This window comes from [Flexibacter] sp. ATCC 35103 (genome assembly GCF_001975985.1).
Taxonomy (GTDB): Bacteria; Bacteroidota; Bacteroidia; order Flavobacteriales; family Flavobacteriaceae; genus Flavobacterium.
Genome location: NZ_MTQF01000010.1, coordinates 49,008 through 65,299, shown reverse-complemented (window position 1 = coordinate 65,299; position 16,292 = coordinate 49,008). Strand labels below are relative to the sequence as shown.

Annotated in this window: 14 protein-coding genes; 6 read left to right on the top strand and 8 right to left on the bottom strand. The window is 33.0% G+C overall.

The features are described 5' to 3' along the window. Nucleotides 1-9 precede the first annotated feature (9 nt). The 3 genes from BXU01_RS18710 to BXU01_RS18700 all read right to left on the bottom strand — a co-directional run bounded on the left by BXU01_RS18710 (nucleotide 10) and on the right by BXU01_RS18700 (nucleotide 3,853). Nucleotides 10-912, bottom strand: a complete 903-nt coding sequence (locus BXU01_RS18710; RefSeq protein WP_055092362.1) for a patatin family protein — start codon at nucleotides 910-912, stop codon at nucleotides 10-12. A gap of 154 nt (nucleotides 913-1,066) precedes the next feature. Further along, nucleotides 1,067-3,127, bottom strand: a complete 2,061-nt coding sequence (locus BXU01_RS18705) for a M1 family metallopeptidase (RefSeq protein WP_083694709.1) — start codon at nucleotides 3,125-3,127, stop codon at nucleotides 1,067-1,069. Between the two features lie 6 nt (nucleotides 3,128-3,133). Next, nucleotides 3,134-3,853: a transposase gene (locus tag BXU01_RS18700; RefSeq protein ID WP_083694708.1), complete on the bottom strand. Its 720-nt coding sequence runs from the start codon at nucleotides 3,851-3,853 to the stop codon at nucleotides 3,134-3,136. An 89-nt stretch (nucleotides 3,854-3,942) separates the two neighbouring features. Here BXU01_RS18700 and BXU01_RS18695 point away from each other — a divergent pair, with 89 nt between their 5' ends. From BXU01_RS18695 to BXU01_RS18685, 3 genes are read left to right on the top strand one after another with little or no spacing between them, the layout of a single operon-like run. Next, on the top strand, nucleotides 3,943-4,680 hold the full coding sequence (locus BXU01_RS18695) for a diphthine--ammonia ligase (RefSeq protein ID WP_083694707.1): 738 nt from the start codon (nucleotides 3,943-3,945) through the stop codon (nucleotides 4,678-4,680). Between the two features lie 6 nt (nucleotides 4,681-4,686). After that, nucleotides 4,687-5,088 (top strand): hypothetical protein, encoded by a 402-nt coding sequence (locus tag BXU01_RS18690; RefSeq protein ID WP_083694706.1) that lies wholly within the window; start codon nucleotides 4,687-4,689, stop codon nucleotides 5,086-5,088. Nucleotides 5,089-5,137: 49 nt separating this feature from the next. Next, on the top strand, nucleotides 5,138-5,641 hold the full coding sequence (locus tag BXU01_RS18685) for an MBL fold metallo-hydrolase (RefSeq protein ID WP_083694899.1): 504 nt from the start codon (nucleotides 5,138-5,140) through the stop codon (nucleotides 5,639-5,641). A 21-nt stretch (nucleotides 5,642-5,662) separates the two neighbouring features. Here the strand turns inward: BXU01_RS18685 and BXU01_RS18680 are convergent, their stop codons facing one another. After that, entirely contained in the window at nucleotides 5,663-6,205 is a 543-nt protein-coding gene (locus BXU01_RS18680; RefSeq protein WP_083694705.1) for a DUF1697 domain-containing protein, read from the bottom strand. A gap of 32 nt (nucleotides 6,206-6,237) precedes the next feature. Then, nucleotides 6,238-6,651 (bottom strand): hypothetical protein, encoded by a 414-nt coding sequence (locus BXU01_RS18675; protein ID WP_083694704.1) that lies wholly within the window; start codon nucleotides 6,649-6,651, stop codon nucleotides 6,238-6,240. Nucleotides 6,652-6,933: 282 nt separating this feature from the next. On the opposite strand from BXU01_RS18675, the gene recG reads away from it, so the two are divergent. Continuing rightward, nucleotides 6,934-9,042, top strand: coding sequence for an ATP-dependent DNA helicase RecG (recG, locus tag BXU01_RS18670; protein ID WP_083694703.1), 2,109 nt, complete (start codon nucleotides 6,934-6,936; stop codon nucleotides 9,040-9,042). A gap of 213 nt (nucleotides 9,043-9,255) precedes the next feature. Here recG and BXU01_RS18665 read toward each other — a convergent pair whose 3' ends face one another. The 3 genes from BXU01_RS18665 to BXU01_RS18655 all read right to left on the bottom strand — a co-directional run bounded on the left by BXU01_RS18665 (nucleotide 9,256) and on the right by BXU01_RS18655 (nucleotide 11,438). Further along, nucleotides 9,256-9,858, bottom strand: coding sequence for a PAS domain-containing protein (locus BXU01_RS18665; RefSeq protein WP_083694702.1), 603 nt, complete (start codon nucleotides 9,856-9,858; stop codon nucleotides 9,256-9,258). A gap of 92 nt (nucleotides 9,859-9,950) precedes the next feature. Further along, the gene (locus tag BXU01_RS18660; protein ID WP_083694700.1) at nucleotides 9,951-10,811 is read right to left on the bottom strand and encodes a hypothetical protein; all 861 of its coding nucleotides are present in this window, start codon (nucleotides 10,809-10,811) and stop codon (nucleotides 9,951-9,953) included. A 30-nt stretch (nucleotides 10,812-10,841) separates the two neighbouring features. Continuing rightward, nucleotides 10,842-11,438: a peroxiredoxin gene (locus BXU01_RS18655; RefSeq protein ID WP_083694698.1), complete on the bottom strand. Its 597-nt coding sequence runs from the start codon at nucleotides 11,436-11,438 to the stop codon at nucleotides 10,842-10,844. Nucleotides 11,439-11,988: 550 nt separating this feature from the next. On the opposite strand from BXU01_RS18655, the gene BXU01_RS18650 reads away from it, so the two are divergent. Together BXU01_RS18650 and BXU01_RS18645 are read left to right on the top strand one after the other, a co-directional pair. Further along, entirely contained in the window at nucleotides 11,989-13,047 is a 1,059-nt protein-coding gene (locus tag BXU01_RS18650) for an efflux RND transporter periplasmic adaptor subunit (RefSeq protein WP_083694695.1), read from the top strand. 100 nt (nucleotides 13,048-13,147) lie between these two features. After that, nucleotides 13,148-16,246, top strand: coding sequence for an efflux RND transporter permease subunit (locus BXU01_RS18645; protein WP_083694693.1), 3,099 nt, complete (start codon nucleotides 13,148-13,150; stop codon nucleotides 16,244-16,246). Nucleotides 16,247-16,292: the final 46 nt, after the last annotated feature.

The following is a 16,292-nucleotide window of genomic DNA, read 5'->3' as shown; positions in this document are numbered from 1 at the left end:
TCAACAACTTTAAACCCTGTTATCACTCATAACTTCAGATTTATTCTGAGCATATTCATAACCTTGTTCCCACCATTCTTTCATAACTTCTTTATTAAAAATAAGAGCATTATCGGTAAGTTTTGTAGGCGTGTAATATAAGTTAAGCTTAACGTTTTTATTGTTTGCCATAAGTTTTCCTATAGCAATATCATGTTTTTCAACTTGATCTAAAGCAATTCGGAATAAATCGATCATTAATGAAAATGGATTTTTACCAATAACGGTTTTGTTCATATTAACCTCAGTTTCCAAAATAATAACGTCTATTTCTGTTGCACCTCGGTTAATTGCCTCACGAATAGGTACCAAACTTGAAAATCCTCCATCACCATATTCGTAATTATTTTTCTCTACCAAACTCATAAAAGGAACATAATTACTTGAAATCCAAGACCAATCACAAAATTCTTCATACGTACAATCTTTAATAGATTTATATTCCGATTCATTTTTGGTAAAATTGGTGACTGTTATAACAACATCGTTTTTCAGCTTCTTTAAGTTATTAAAATCTGATAGCGAAAAATTATTTCGAATATATTTCTTTAGTCCTTTACTTTCTCCAAAAGTTCTTTTTCCTTTAAAGAATTGGCGCAAAACATTAAAGTGATTTATAGTAACAATATCTACACCGTCTTTATTTTTAACAACGAAAGGACAAATATTAAAAATACTCGCCATAGTAACATTGGTATAAACAGAATGAATTTTTTTGATGTGACCAAGTGCCAAATGCGGAATAAGCAAACTACCTGTAGAAGTTCCTATAAATAAATCATATTCGTGATTTTTTTCTTCTATTAAATACTGCGCTACGCCACCGGCAAATGCGCCTTTACTTCCTCCACCAGAAATAACCAATGCTCTCATAAATATTAATGTAGGTTTTGTGTTTTTAGAAAATAGAAAAAAGAATAAAGAGCAAAGATTTTTCTATTTGCCCTAATCTTTACTCTTTCTTCTATACTCTATTCTCTATATTCTTTCCTCTTGCTTCTTTCCTCTTGCTTCTTTCCTCTTCTTTTCACTCTTTCAACAAACGGCTTAATTGAAATTGTTCATCGGGGGTCAAATTAGGCAAAATTCTTTCAAACGAAGCACGCATTTCTGAATTTTTTAATAATAATCGAATTGTATCTCTTCCAAATTTTGAAAATTGCCACATATGATGTGTTGTTGCGCTAACTAAATTACTCAAAACCTGATCATTAATAATTTTAAAAGCGATTAACTTCTCCAATGCATTTTGTCGTGTTGTCGCTTCATATTTAGTAGAAGAAAAGTCAATTAATTCTGAAACTAACATCTCTGGATTCTCAGTATAATTTGCAGTTGATAAAGCCAGGGAAAGCCACAAAGTGCGAAGATTATAATCACTAAAACCAATCCAGTTTTTAGATTTATCTAAATATTGTGTACGGTGATCCGGAAAATTCCTCCATAAATAAAATAACGCGAGTTCTTGCGTCTGATAGGATTTATCATCTAATAGAATCTCATATTCAGTTCTGAAATCTTCAGGGATCTTTGATAACGAACCTGCCACAGCCTGACGAATTTGAACATTATTAGTTTTTAATGCTATTTTCAAGAGTTCTTTTTTAGCTTCGTATTTCTCTGTCTCTAATTGATTTACAATTGCTTCTTTCACAGACTCGTAAACATCTGATTCTAAAGTATTTTTTAAGAAAGCTTCTTTTTCTGCTAAAGGAGTTTTCTTTAATTTATCAACTTCTAAACGAATCTGAATTGACTTGTTTTTACTCAATAATGCATTTGCCGTTGGTGTATCAAAAGCAGTAGATTCCAGCCAGGTTTTCTCAAATTTATCCAAATCAAAGTCGGATACTTTTTTAATCTCCTCAAAGAAGTTTTGTGTGTTTACAGTTTGGTAAGCATATTTTTTAAGATAGCTTTTTATCGCTTTTTTAAATGCTTTATCACCAATAGATTCGTGCAAAACAAATAAAGCCCAGGCACCTTTTTCGTAAAAAGTCAAAGAACTTGCTTTAGCATTCAAAACTGGAATTGTATCTGTTCGCGAAGCAAATTTTATCTGTTGCGCGGTTTCGTATAATTTAGAATAAAAGAAATCATCACCATATATTTCTCTTTCTGCCAATGCAGCATAATAAGTTGCAAAACCTTCCTGAAGCCAGTGATGTGTGCTGCTTTCTGCCGTTATTAAATCCCCAAACCAGTGGTGTGCTAATTCGTGCGCATCGACATTTGTATAATTTCGATCTGTAAAACCAATTGAATCAACAACGTAACGTGTTGCAAAAAGTGTCGAAGTTGTATTTTCCATCCCGGCATATAAGAAATCACGAACCGGAATCTCTCTGTAAATTTCCCATGGATATTTTACTCCAATTTCTTTCTCCAGAAAATCGAAAATACGTTTAGAATATCGATAAGTAGGTTCAAAACGACTCGCATCTTTATTTTCAAGATAATATTCTAATGGAATTTTAGATTTTGCCCTGAACTCTTTTTTATCATATTTGCCAATTGCAAGCATTAATAAATAAGAACTCATTGGATTTTCCATTTTATATTGCCAATGAAATAAATTTCCATCCGGTTTCTTTTCTTTTAAGATTCCGTTAGAAATCACCTGATATTCTTTATCATAGCTTATTCCTAAACTAAAAACAACTTTTTCGTTGACATCATCAAAACTGGGAAACCAGTTGCTGGTATATCTTCCCTGTCCTTGTGTCCAGATTTGGACTTCATTATTTTCAATAGCAACAAAATATAAAGCTTGTTTCGGTTTAACCGAATATTCAAAAGTGAGGTGGTTTTCGCCTTTCTGAAAATTATTCAGGATTTTCAACTCCTTACCCGTATTGATAAAAATAACATCTCTATTATCAATCTGAACCTTAGAAAATTCCATGTTTTTAGCATCTATTTTGATCGTATCAACAGGTTTTAAAACCTCAAATTGATAATCGACTACTCCGGAAACTGATTTTTCTGAAGCATTTAATTTTAATTGTCCGTTAACCCATTTAAAATCGACAAATTGGGTTTGTTGCGCAAAAACGAAACTGGTAATAAATAGAAAGATGTATTTCATTGATAATTAAAGTTTCATAGAATCCGTTTCCCAAGATAATGGGTTGGTTTTTATATAATTATAAATAGTTTCGAAAGTTTTATGATTGCGAACAATATGATCGTGATAATTTGATTGCCATATAGAATCAACGCCATTTATTTGTTTTGTTGTTACCGATTTAAAGATAGCAACAAATGATGAAATAGAATTGGGTTTTCGATATAATACAGTTCCATATTTATTGGCGTGATTATTCTCATGGTTAATCTCATGGTTATTCCGTAGAGACGCACAGCAGTGCGTCTCCGCAATGTTTGACACAATATTTGTTGTCGATGTGCCGGGTGTAGACGCACTGCTGTGCGTCTCTACAATATGCGATCGTTCAATTTGTGATGGTTCAATATTCGATCGTTCAATTTGTGATATATCAATCTCCTTGAATAGATTATTTATTTCTGTAGAAACTTCGTTGTTCTGAATTTCTATCAATAAATGAATATGATTGGGCATAACAATCCAATTGTGGAAAAACCAACTTTTACGGATTTTTATAGATTTCAACAATTCATTTTCTATAATTTGACCATTCTCATTTAAAATCATTTTATCCTCTTTAATAGAACCAAAAACACATTCTCTATTTTGAGTAACCAATGTAATAAAATAAATTGCAGCGCTGGAATAATCCCAGTTTTTCAATCTATTTGAATCAATTTTAAATTTATCTTTAAATAATGTCATTTTTTGGCATGTAAGAAATTCAAAGTTACAAAGGTTTCACAAACAAATCGAATGAAATTTGTAAGTTTACCATAGAAAATTATAATAACGTGCCAACACCAAAAAAAGCAATATTTAACTGGAGCAGCGGGAAAGATTCTGCTCTGGCTTTATACAAAATACTACAAAATCCTGATTTTAAAATAGAATATTTACTAACGAGTGTCAATCAGCAATTTCAACGAATTTCGATGCATGGTGTTCGTGTTGAGTTACTTGAAGCACAAGCAAAAAGTATTGGATTACCATTGAAAATCATGCAGATTCCTGAAATGCCAACGATGGAAGTTTATGAAAATGTACTTACTGAAACCCTAACAGAATTAAAAAAAGAAGATATTACACATTCTATTTTTGGTGATATTTTTCTGGAAGATTTACGTAAATATCGCGAGAATCAACTGGAAAAAATTGGTATGGAAAGCGTTTTTCCGCTTTGGAAAATCCCTACTCAGGATTTAATACAGGAATTTTTATCCCTTGATTTCAAAACGATTGTAGTTTGCGTTAACGAACGTTATCTTGATAAAAGTTTTGTGGGCCGAATTATCGATCAGGATTTCATAAATGATTTACCTGAAAATGTTGATGTTTGTGGAGAAAATGGCGAATTTCACACTTTTACTTTTGACGGACCAATTTTTTCTGAACCCATAAATTTTGAAATTGGCGAAATCGTTTACCGCAAATATAAACAGCCTAAAACTCAAAACTCTTCTAATACTGCTTGCGATACAAATGCTACAGATGTCTTTGATTTTGGATTTTGGTACTGCGATTTAATTTAAGAAAAGATGAAAATATTCAGTTTTAAAAAACTACACGCCTTTCTCCTATTGATTATGCTTGCTTTTGTTTGTCAAAGCTGTTTGGTGAGCAGATGCAGAAGACCTCAAATTGTTGGATATATTTATGATTCTATTTCCAGAAAACCGATCGAAAACTGTAAAGTTGGAGAAAATATAACAGATGCTAATGGTTATTTTCAATTAAAAGAACTTCGGTATTCCCAATTTACTTTTATTGGTTATGAAACGCCGCCTTTACTTGTAAATGAATTAATTAACAAAGAAGGTTATGATAAAAAACACATTGAATTATTCAACCCGTTTGGCGGTGGAATCAGAAAAGGTACTATTCATAATGCCGATACAATCTTTTTAAAAAGAACACCTATTCTATCTATTGACAAATAAGTTACTGCCTGATTATCTAAATATTAATTTCATATCAAAATCTATTACTATGTCTGTAAAAGCAAGTCCTGAAATACAGAAAATTATATCCTTTCTAAGAGAAATAGGATTAGATATAATCGAAAAAGAATTAGATACTACTTTTTTACCCGGATTAAGTTTAGGTCCAAATTGTCTTTATATTGATTATGATAAATTACTATATCCCGGAGATATCCTGCATGAAGCGGGACATTTAGCTGTAACAAGTTCTGCCGAAAGGAAATTAGCAGGAACTAATGAAATCTCTCCGGATTGGCCCACTCAAGCCGAAGAAATAGGTGCAATTTTGTGGTCATTTGCCGCGTTAACTCACTTAAAATTACCGCTGGAATTTGTGTTTCATCCCAATGGTTATAAAAACCAATCAGATTGGTTTATTTCTAATTTTAGTGTTAAAAACTATATTGGTTTACCTTTCCTGGAATGGATGGGACTTTGTTTATCGCAAGATCGTGCTCTTCAGGAAGGTAAACCTGCTTTTCCTGAAATGCTAAAATGGCTGAGAGATTAGTGAGAAAATTATCTAATTAAATTATTCAGCATACATCTTCAATAAATTCGTAACGGTATTCCAGTTTCTAATTGTTGCGGTAACATTTAGTTTTTTCTCAATATATTTTTGATCAAATCTTGTTTTTCCTGCACCAACCGCATATTTAATAAAAATTCTGTTTCCGTCGATACTTGCTTCATCCGGTTTAAACTGGCTGATTTTTAAATCGTTTATGTTCTCACTTTTCAAGGCAACAGAAACAAATGATACATACAGTTTTTTTGTGTCGACGTCTTTTTCTTTTAGAAAAGGATTGTTTTTAAAACACAATTCCAAGTCTTCTTTAGCAATAACAATTGTAGGAACTTCATGACCGAAAACCTTAAAAATTTCCTGTTTGATCATAAAACCTACTTTCGAAGCACTTTCCTCCTCTGTATCCACAAAAACGTTTCCGGATTGCAGATACGTTCTTACATTCTGAAAACCAATATTTTCTAACATCGTTTTCAAAGCTTCCATTTTTATCATATTGTGACCGGAAACATTAATGCCGCGTAAAAGTGCTAAGTGAGTTGTCATTTATAAGTTATTTTTTAGCAAACTTACGTTTTTTATTTTGCTTTTTTATATTTCCCGTAACGATCACACATGCCCGCATTATCATTTAAATGTCCTGATTTATCTAAAGTAAAACTCTCAGTTAAACCTCCGGTACAGCTGGATATTAAAAAATTTTGTTCCGGATATGTTAATACAAAAACGGTTGTATTTTCATTGGTTTTTATCTCAAAAGTTCCTGACAAGGTTGCAATCTTATTGTCATAGTTTCGTGTTTTAGTAAAAGTATTGTCTTTATTAAACCGATACGAAAACTGTGTCGAAGATGCATCATTACTATATGGAGCTTCAGCAAATTGATCCCATTTTCCATAATAATCAGAAACAACAACATCATCTTCTGTCTCATTTTTAGAACAAGAAACGAGTGTAAGAGCAATCACAAATAAAAGTACAATATTCTTCATTTTTCTTTATGGTTTAAAGGTTATTATTATAAAGATTCTGATTTATCAAAATGGTTGCGTCATAGATAATTAAGTTATCACGAAGTTAATATTAAAAAAAATGAAAACTTCCCCGTAAACTAATAAAAGCATAATAAACAATACACTTTCAAATTTCCCAATTAAAATCTATCTTCGCTTTTCTAAAGATAAAAGAGTATCGATTAAAGAAAACAGACTAAAATAATATCTATTCTCTTTTTTCTATAATCTAACAAAGTCTAAGATTAACTTTCTAAATAAATGTCTAACAATCTTCTTGAAACCCCAATTGAATACTTAAAAGGCGTTGGTCCCAATCGTGGCCAATTGCTTCGTAAGGAGTTGGGTATTCATAGGTATATAGATTTAGTTAATTTTTTCCCGAACAGATACATTGACAGAACCCGATATTATAAGATTAATGAACTTCAAAATACGGGTACAGAAGTTCAGATTATTGGAAAAATCATCAATATAAAAACCGTTGAGTTTGCTAAAAACAAAAAACGCCTGGTTGCTACTTTCGTCGATGATACAGGCCAAATTGATCTAAACTGGTTTCAGGGACATAAATGGGTCAGGGAGAGCTTAAAACTCAATGTGCCTTGTGTTATTTTTGGAAAATGTTCTCTTTACGGAAGTCAGTTTAGTATGGCGCATCCGGAAATTGAATTATTAAGTGAGCATGAAAAAAGTCTGCGTTCAGCCATGCAGCCTGTTTATCCTTCGACAGAAACTTTAACCAACAGAGGTATTTCAAACCGCACCATCAACAAAATGATGGAGCAATTGTTTATTGAAACACAGGCGTTGTTCAGTGAAACTTTCCCTCCGTATTTAATCGAGGAACTAAAACTAATTTCAAAAAGAGCTGCTTTATTCAACATTCATTTTCCTAAAAGCACAGACGCTTTGGCGAAAGCCCAATTTAGATTGAAGTTTGAAGAATTGTTCTTTATCCAATTGCAACTGATTACCAAAAACCTGATCAGGAAACATAAAATAAAAGGACATCCATTTACAAAAGTAGGAGAATATTTTAATGATTTTTATCAGAATCATTTGCCATTTGATCTCACAAACGCACAAAAAAGAGTCGTAAAAGAAATTCGGGCAGATATGGGCAGCAATGCTCAAATGAACCGATTATTGCAAGGAGATGTAGGTTCCGGAAAAACAATTGTAGCGTTTTTAAGCATGCTTCTGGCAATCGATAATGGTTTTCAGGCTTGTTTGATGGCTCCAACAGAAATTCTGGCAAATCAGCATTTTATTGGATTATCAGAGTTGGCTGCGACATTAAATATCAACATAAAAATACTGACAGGCTCTACAAAAACTGCAGCACGAAGAATCATTCACGAAGAACTCGAAAACGGAAGTTTACATATTCTTATAGGTACTCATGCTTTATTAGAAGATAAAGTGAAATTTCAGAATTTAGGTTTAGCAGTAATCGATGAGCAGCATCGTTTTGGTGTAGAACAAAGGTCTAAATTGTGGAAAAAAAACGAAATTCCGCCACATGTTTTAGTCATGACCGCCACTCCTATTCCGCGAACATTAGCGATGAGTTTGTATGGCGATCTGGACATTTCAGTAATTGACGAATTGCCTCCGGGTCGAAAACCTATTCAAACCGTTCACAGATTTGACAGCAATCGTTTGAAAGTGTGGAAATTTCTAAGAGATGAAATCGCTTTGGGCAGACAAATTTATATTGTTTATCCTTTAATTCAGGAATCCGAAAAAATGGATTTCAAGGATTTGATGGATGGTTACGAAAGTATTTCACGTGATTTTCCGTTACCGCAATATTCAATTTCTATCTTACATGGTAAAATGAAACCTGCAGATAAAGATGCTGAAATGAAACGCTTTTCTGAAGGTAAAACGAATATTATGGTGGCAACAACCGTAATTGAAGTTGGTGTAAACGTACCAAATGCAAGTGTTATGATTATCGAAAGTGCAGAACGTTTTGGATTATCACAACTACACCAATTACGTGGTCGTGTAGGTCGTGGAGCAGAACAGAGTTATTGCATATTAATGACAAGCCACAAGTTAAGTTCTGACAGTAAAACCAGAATGGAAACAATGGTTCAGACCAATGACGGTTTCGAAATTGCCGAGGTCGACCTGAAGCTTCGTGGTCCCGGAGACTTAATGGGAACACAGCAAAGTGGTGTTTTAAACCTTCAAATTGCTGATATTGTTCGTGACCGGGATATTTTAAGCCTGGCACGAAACTATGCCATGAAAATATTAAAAGAAGACGGGCCATTGCAAAAACCGGAGCATGCTGTACTAAAAGCCGTTTTTATAGAATTGACAAAAAAGAAAAATATTTGGAATTATATTAGTTAAGATACTAAGGTTCTAAGTTACTAAGACTCTGAGTTTAAAAAAACTTAGATGCTTAGAATCTTTGCAACTCAGCAACTTTAAAAAAAAAAAAAACACTTCACTGTATTAAAAATATCAATATCTCATATTCTAAGGTGATTTAGATTTGTTGGGGGACAAATTTTAAGATTGAAATTCAGTTGATACAATGAAGCTATTTTTAGTTTGCATTCTTTATTTTTTTGGTGGTGCTTTCTTGTCGAACAAACCACTAAAAAGTCCCTTGCTTATTTTATTTTTATCATCTTTTCCTGTAGCAATCAGGTGATCTATATATTCCATATATGTCTTTTTGCGTTCTTCAAGAAAACCAATTAAATAATCTTCAGAGGCGCCAAGACCGCTTACTTCCTCGATATGAAGCAGTTTTTTATATAAAGGCTCTATAAATTTGACAATAATTTCTTCAGGAACAGATTTTCTGGTACCAAAATAACCGGCAATTTCTCCGTCGCCATCAGCAATAATTTTAAAATCGGTTACAACCCAATAATATCTACCGGTTTTAGACATGTTTTTTATAACCACATGTATATTTTCACTGGACTTAATACTATCCCACAAAAATTTAAAAATCACTTTTGGCATATCAGGATGGCGTACCACATTATGAGGCTGACCAATTAGTTCATGTTCATCATATCCTGAAACGTCGATAAAAGCTTCATTTGCATATAAAATTGTTCCTTTAGTGTCTGTTTTACTTAATAATACTTTAGTTTTATTCCAATCTACTTCTCTGTCTGATGGCGTTGGGCGATTATTTCTGGTATCCATAAATTTTGTATTTAAAATTACTATGCAATTGCATTTGCGTATAATTGAGGCCTGTAAAGTATTATTTTAATTAAGTACTTTTCTCTTTAAAATTAACTCTGACTTCTGGTGTTAGTCGACTTAACGTGAATATCATTTACCAGATCGTCAATTTTTTTAGCACTTTCTCTCATCATTTCCAGGTAACTCAATAGTTTATCATTATCTGTATGTCCTTTTGAAACATCAATAAGCTTAAGAACTGAGTTTACGGGCAATTTTAAATCAAGAGTTGTTCTGTGTATAAAGTCGTTATAATCTTTTGTAGCACTCATTGAGCTATATTTTGCCGATGCCAGTTTGATGTTTTCCAATTCATATTCATCAGAAATTTTAGAAATATGTTTTTGGCTGTGTTCTTTAAAATAATAGGCCCAATAACCATTCATAAAGAAAACTACTGCAGCCAGAACAACGTGGATAATCAGCGTTTCGAGATCAAAATTTACCTGAGAAAAATACAACTGTAATCCTTTTGGATCAGTATAAATAAAGTTTTGCATATAAGCCAAAGCGGCGTGATGCAAGACTACCAAAAGCGTAAGCGGAATCTGAAGCTTCCAGTTTTGATAAATAATTAAGATTGTACTGGCTATAAAAACCGTAAAATGCATCTCAAATAAACCGTGCATCTGGTAAATATATTGCGCCATAAATATTGCAAGAACTACTGATAAAACGTATTGATAAAAAGTAGAGTTTTTGATAAAAAATTTGGCTGAATAATACAATAGAAGATTCAAAGTCCCTACTCCAACCCCAATTTCAAATGTGTCGTACTTAAAAGATAAGGCGATCCCAAGAAGGAAATAAACTGCAAGAACATAATTGATAATCGTATCTGATTTTTGTGTCATGGTCGACATAAAATTGTGCAGATAATCTCGTTCGTTTAAACTGGCTTTTGTTTTCATAAATTAAAATAATTAGGTTAAGAAATAGATTTATTTAGTGCATTTTGGTAGCGAACATCCATAAGCTCTAAGAGCTAAAGCATCAAACGAAGGGGTCTTGGTTTGTTTTAACAGAGAATCAATTGCCATTTGCGCATAATTGCTGTCTGCGTTTGTACAATATCTGGTTTTATTATAATTCCCGCGATAATATAAGTTTCTTGAACCATCTATAATAACTGCCTGTGGTGTTGAGAAAACGCCACAGATTTTTGCAATTTCATTATCAAAATATACCGGAATTTTGGCATCAAATTTTTTCTGGATTTCTTCTATCGAAAAATCTCTTTCTTTATTCAGTACAACGATTTTAAAATTAATTCTGTCGCCATATTTTTTAATCAGTCCGCTTACATGAGGAATATTGAAACGGGAACAAGGACAATCCGGATTAAAAAAATGAATAAAAATAGGTCTGCTGTCAGTAATACAGCATTTTAAGTCAATTTTACTTCCCATGGCTATCTCATGGTAGTTTTTAGGAATTGGGGTTGGCAAGCTATATTTAAATTCGTTCTTCCAGAACAAAGCAGAAATAGCAATGCACAATAATAACATCCATAAGCCAACAAGTAGTTTTCTTAGCATAAAAAAGATAGTTTTTGATTGAGAACAGAAAATGATTAAACGATTGTTAAATGATTTATTCTAGTATTTAATAACTTTAACTTAAAAACAAATAAAAAACCTACACATCTTATCGCTTAACCACCAAAAACATTACTATTCTCACAAAAAACGGATCATTTTGTTTAAGCTTATCAATGTTACGAATAAAATCGATAAAGTGCAAAAAAAATCAGTCAAAATGCGAAAAATTTTTTAAATAATAAATATCTCACATAAAACATCATTTAAAAAGCATTTTTATAAGTATATATTTACTAAAAATGAATTTAATACAAACTTTTAACAATGGAGAACAAATAATTTTAAAATAATTAAAATTTGATTTAAACCTTTTTTCGCAACTCATGTCTAATTACAAAAAGCTGGCTTATTTTACTGTTAAAAGACGTTTAAAATTAATATTATCCAAGTGTTAAATAAAACCTAACATCTTTAGTTTTCGTTTCAAAAAGTTAAATTTGTAAGCTTACTAAAAACACATTACCAAAAAAACATTTACCTCAATTTTATGAAAGTAAAAAACCTTATTTATGCCTTGCTGATTATTTGTATCGGAGGATTTATAACCTACAGAATAGTTTCTAATAAAAAGAAAAACGAAGATTCAAAAAAATTCGGAGACAAAGACAAACCAACAGCAGTAACCGGAATTGTAGTTAAAACAGCTACTTTTGATAATAACTTATCGTTATCAGGATCTATCGAAGCAAATGAACAAGTAGAAATTCACAGTGAGGTTTCAGGAATTGTTGAAGGCATTTATTTTAATGAAGGAAGTTACGTAAATAAAGGTCAGGTACTTTTTAAGGTAAATGATATCGAATTAAAAGCACAATTAAGGCAAGCACAGACCAAAGAAAGCCTTACTGCAGAAAACCAAAGACGAGCTAAATTACTTTTACAAAAAGAGGCGATTAGCCAGGAAGAATTTGATGTTGCCAATGCAGATCACGCATCTGCTCAGGCACAAAGCCAATTAATAAAAGCTCAAATTGCCAAAACATCTGTAAAAGCTCCTTTTTCAGGTAAAATTGGTTTACGTTCTATTTCTCCAGGAACTTATATTACACCAACAATTTTGGTGGCAAAACTGGTTAACACAGGCAAATTAAAAATCACTTTTTCTATCCCTGAAAAATATGCTGCTCAGGTAAAAACCGGTTCTTCAATTGATTTCAACGTCTCAGGATCTGATAAAACATATACTGCAAAAATATACGCCATAGAACCTGAAGTGGCTGTAGCAACACGTACATTACAAATTCGCGCAATTGCTGATAATCACGACGGAAAATTATTTCCGGGAACTTTTGCTGATGTAAAATTGCCTTTAAACATCATTAAAGATGCTATTGTGGTTCCTACTGAAGCAATTGTACCTATACAAGATGGTAAAAAAGTCTACATTGCCAATATGGGCAAAGCCAAAGAAGTAAAAGTGGATGCAACAACAAGAACAGACGCTTCAATCTTGATTTTATCAGGATTAAAAGCTGGCGACACTTTGATAACAAGCGGCGTGATGTCCTTAAAAGATGAGTCTCCGATAAAAGTTAAAGTTAAATAGTCATAAAGTTGAAAGTCTTAAAACCTAAAGTCATAAGTCTTTAATATAGATATTAGAAATCAACAATCTAAAATCAACAATCTAAAATCTAAAATCTCACATGAGTTTATCAACTACAAGTATAAGAAGACCTGTTTTAACTATTGTACTGAATCTTTTGATTATTTTATTCGGTTTCATTGGTTATACATTTTTAGGTGTTCGGGAATTTCCTTCAATTGATCCGGCGCAGGTTTCTATCAGAACCAATTATACAGGAGCCAATTCTGATATTATTGAATCACAAATTACAGAACCTCTCGAAAAAGCCGTAAATGCCATTGACGGAATCAGAAATATTACGTCATCAAGTAATCAGGGAAGCAGCAATATCACAATCGAATTTAATTTAGATAAAAATTTAGAAGAAGCAGCAAATGATGTTCGTGACAAGGTTTCGCAGGCTGTTAGAAGTTTGCCACAGGATATTGATGCTCCGCCGGTAGTTTCTAAAGCAGATGCAGATAGTGAATCTATTATTTCGATGACTGTTCAAAGTGACAGCAGAAGCTCTTTAGAATTAAGTGATTATGCCGAAAATGTTATTTCCCAGCGTCTAGAAACGATTCCTGGAGTAAGCGGTGTTCAGATCTGGGGACAAAAGCGTTATGCAATGCGTTTGTGGATCGATCCGGTAAAATTAAATGCCTATAATTGTACGGTTTCTGATGTTCGAGATGCCTTAAATGCACAAAACGTAGAATTACCATCTGGAAAATTAACCGGAAACAATACAGAACTAACGGTTAAAACAATTGGAAACCTTTCTAAACCAGAAGAATTTAATAATATTATCATTCGAACAGACGGAGATAAAATTGTTCGTTTAAGCGATGTTGGCGGTGCTGAACTAGGTCCTGAAAATATTGAAACTTCTTTGACTTCGTCAGGGCTTCCAATGATTGGATTGGCTATTGTACCAATGCCCGGTGCTAATTATCTGGATATTTCAAAAGAATTTTATAAAAAATATGACGCTTTAAAGAAAGATCTTCCTAAGGATATTAAACTAAATATTGCACTTGATAATACGCTTTTCGTAAAAAAATCAGTACTTGAAGTAGCAGAAACTTTAGGTATTTCGATTATTTTGGTAATCATTATTATTTATTTGTTTTTTAGAGACTGGGCAATTGCATTCAGACCTTTAATTGATATTCCGGTTTCGTTAATTGCTACGTTTTTTATCATGTGGCTTTTCGGTTTTTCGATCAATGTATTGACCTTACTGGCAATTGTATTAGCAACCGGTTTAGTTGTGGATGATGGAATTGTAGTTACGGAAAATATCTTCAAAAAAGTCGAAGAAGGAATGTCGCCAATTGAGGCCGCGATTAAGGGTTCAAACGAAATTTTTTATGCTGTGATCTCGATTTCAGTAACACTTGCCGCGGTATTTTTACCGGTAATTTTCTTAGAAGGTTTCGTAGGCCGACTCTTTCGGGAATTTGGGGTCGTAATTGGTGCTGCAGTATTAATTTCTGCTTTTGTATCGCTGACTTTAACGCCAATGTTAAATGCTTATTTAATGAAAGGCGGAGAACAAAAGAAATCTAAATTCTACATTAAAACCGAACCTTTTTTCGAAAAGTTAAACAGCGGATATGCAGCTTCGTTAGGTCGTTTTATGGGCAAAAAATGGATCTCATTCCCTATTCTTATTGCTTGTTTTGGATTGATTTATTTATTTTTCACGATACTTCCCAAAGAAACTGCCCCTTATGATGACCGTAGTTCTGTAACGATGCGTATGACAACCCCCGAAGGTTCATCTTATGAATATACCAATCGTTTTATGCAGGAAATGTCAAAATTGGTTGATGATTCTATCTCAGAGAAAAAAGTAAGTTTAGTAATTACGGCTGGAGGTTCCGGAGGTTCTGCAACGAACTCAGGTTTTATCAGGCTTTCGTTGAAAGAACCGGATGAAAGAACTACATCTCAAAAAGATATTGCTGATAAATTAACCAAATGGACTAAAAAATATCCAAATGCTAAAACATCTGTAATTCAGCAGCCTACAATTTCTGTAAACAGACGTGGAGGTTTGCCTATTCAGTATATTATCCAGGCGCCGACTTTTGAAAAACTAAGAGAAAAAATCCCGGTTTTCATGAATGAAGTGGGTAAAAGTGATGTTTTCTCGACTACAGATGTGAATTTAAAATTTAATAAACCTGAAATCAACGTAAGTATTGATCGTGCAAAAGCAGAGAGTTTAGGAATTTCGATTATGGATATTGCCCAAACTTTGCAGCTTTCTTTAAGCGGTCAGCGTTTTGGTTACTTTATTAAAAACGGAAAACAATATCAGGTAATTGGTCAGTTTGATCAAAAAGACCGTTCTAAACCACTGGATTTAACTTCTATGTTTGTGAGAAACAAATCAGGCCAGTTGATCCAGATGGATAATGTTGTAAAAGTCGAAGAACAAAGTAATCCGCCGCAATTGTATCATAATAACCGATATATGTCTGCAACTGTTTCTGCAGGTTTAGCACCAGGCAAAAGTATCAGCGATGGTATTGAAGAAATGGACCGAATTAAAACTAAAGTTCTCGATCAAAGTTTTACAACCGATTTAAGTGGAGAATCACGAGATTTCGTAGAAAGTAGTTCAAATACGTCTTTCGCCTTTGGATTGGCCTTATTATTAATATTTTTAATTCTTGCAGCTCAATTTGAAAGTTTTATAGATCCGCTTATTATCATATTAACAGTACCTATGGCTGTTGCAGGAGCTTTATTCTCTCTATGGTTATTCAATCAGACCTGGAATATATTCAGCCAGATTGGTACCGTAATGCTTATTGGTCTGGTAACTAAAAATGGTATTTTGATTGTAGAATTTGCGAATCAGCTGCGAGAACAGGGAAAACCAAAACTGGAAGCAATTCTTGAAGCATCAGAAGCGCGTTTACGTCCTATTTTAATGACCAGTTTAGCCATCGCATTAGGAGCTTTACCAATTGCAATGTCACTTGGAGCGGCCTCTACCAGTAGAATCGGGATGGGAGTTGTAATTGTGGGAGGAACTATTTTCTCTCTTGCACTGACACTTTTTGTAATTCCTGCTATTTATTTGATGTGGTCTAAAGCCAGAAAACATTATCCTGAATTTGATCATATCGAAGAATATGAAAGAGAGAGCCATAAATAGATACTAAAATTTGAAATAATATAGAAGCTGTGAATTTCGTTTAAAA

What these genes read in the sequence shown, in the direction of transcription:
- BXU01_RS18710 (WP_055092362.1), bottom strand. Translation starts at nt 912, where the DNA reads ATGAGAGCATTGGTTATTTCTGGTGGAGGAAGTAAAGGCGCATTTGCC.
- BXU01_RS18705 (WP_083694709.1), bottom strand. Translation starts at nt 3,127, where the DNA reads ATGAAATACATCTTTCTATTTATTACCAGTTTCGTTTTTGCGCAACAA.
- BXU01_RS18700 (WP_083694708.1), bottom strand. Translation starts at nt 3,853, where the DNA reads ATGACATTATTTAAAGATAAATTTAAAATTGATTCAAATAGATTGAAA.
- BXU01_RS18690 (WP_083694706.1), top strand. Translation starts at nt 4,687, where the DNA reads ATGAAAATATTCAGTTTTAAAAAACTACACGCCTTTCTCCTATTGATT.
- BXU01_RS18685 (WP_083694899.1), top strand. Translation starts at nt 5,138, where the DNA reads ATGTCTGTAAAAGCAAGTCCTGAAATACAGAAAATTATATCCTTTCTA.
- BXU01_RS18680 (WP_083694705.1), bottom strand. Translation starts at nt 6,205, where the DNA reads ATGACAACTCACTTAGCACTTTTACGCGGCATTAATGTTTCCGGTCAC.
- BXU01_RS18675 (WP_083694704.1), bottom strand. Translation starts at nt 6,651, where the DNA reads ATGAAGAATATTGTACTTTTATTTGTGATTGCTCTTACACTCGTTTCT.
- recG (WP_083694703.1), top strand. Translation starts at nt 6,934, where the DNA reads ATGTCTAACAATCTTCTTGAAACCCCAATTGAATACTTAAAAGGCGTT.
- BXU01_RS18665 (WP_083694702.1), bottom strand. Translation starts at nt 9,858, where the DNA reads ATGGATACCAGAAATAATCGCCCAACGCCATCAGACAGAGAAGTAGAT.
- BXU01_RS18660 (WP_083694700.1), bottom strand. Translation starts at nt 10,811, where the DNA reads ATGAAAACAAAAGCCAGTTTAAACGAACGAGATTATCTGCACAATTTT.
- BXU01_RS18655 (WP_083694698.1), bottom strand. Translation starts at nt 11,438, where the DNA reads ATGCTAAGAAAACTACTTGTTGGCTTATGGATGTTATTATTGTGCATT.
- BXU01_RS18650 (WP_083694695.1), top strand. Translation starts at nt 11,989, where the DNA reads ATGAAAGTAAAAAACCTTATTTATGCCTTGCTGATTATTTGTATCGGA.
- BXU01_RS18645 (WP_083694693.1), top strand. Translation starts at nt 13,148, where the DNA reads ATGAGTTTATCAACTACAAGTATAAGAAGACCTGTTTTAACTATTGTA.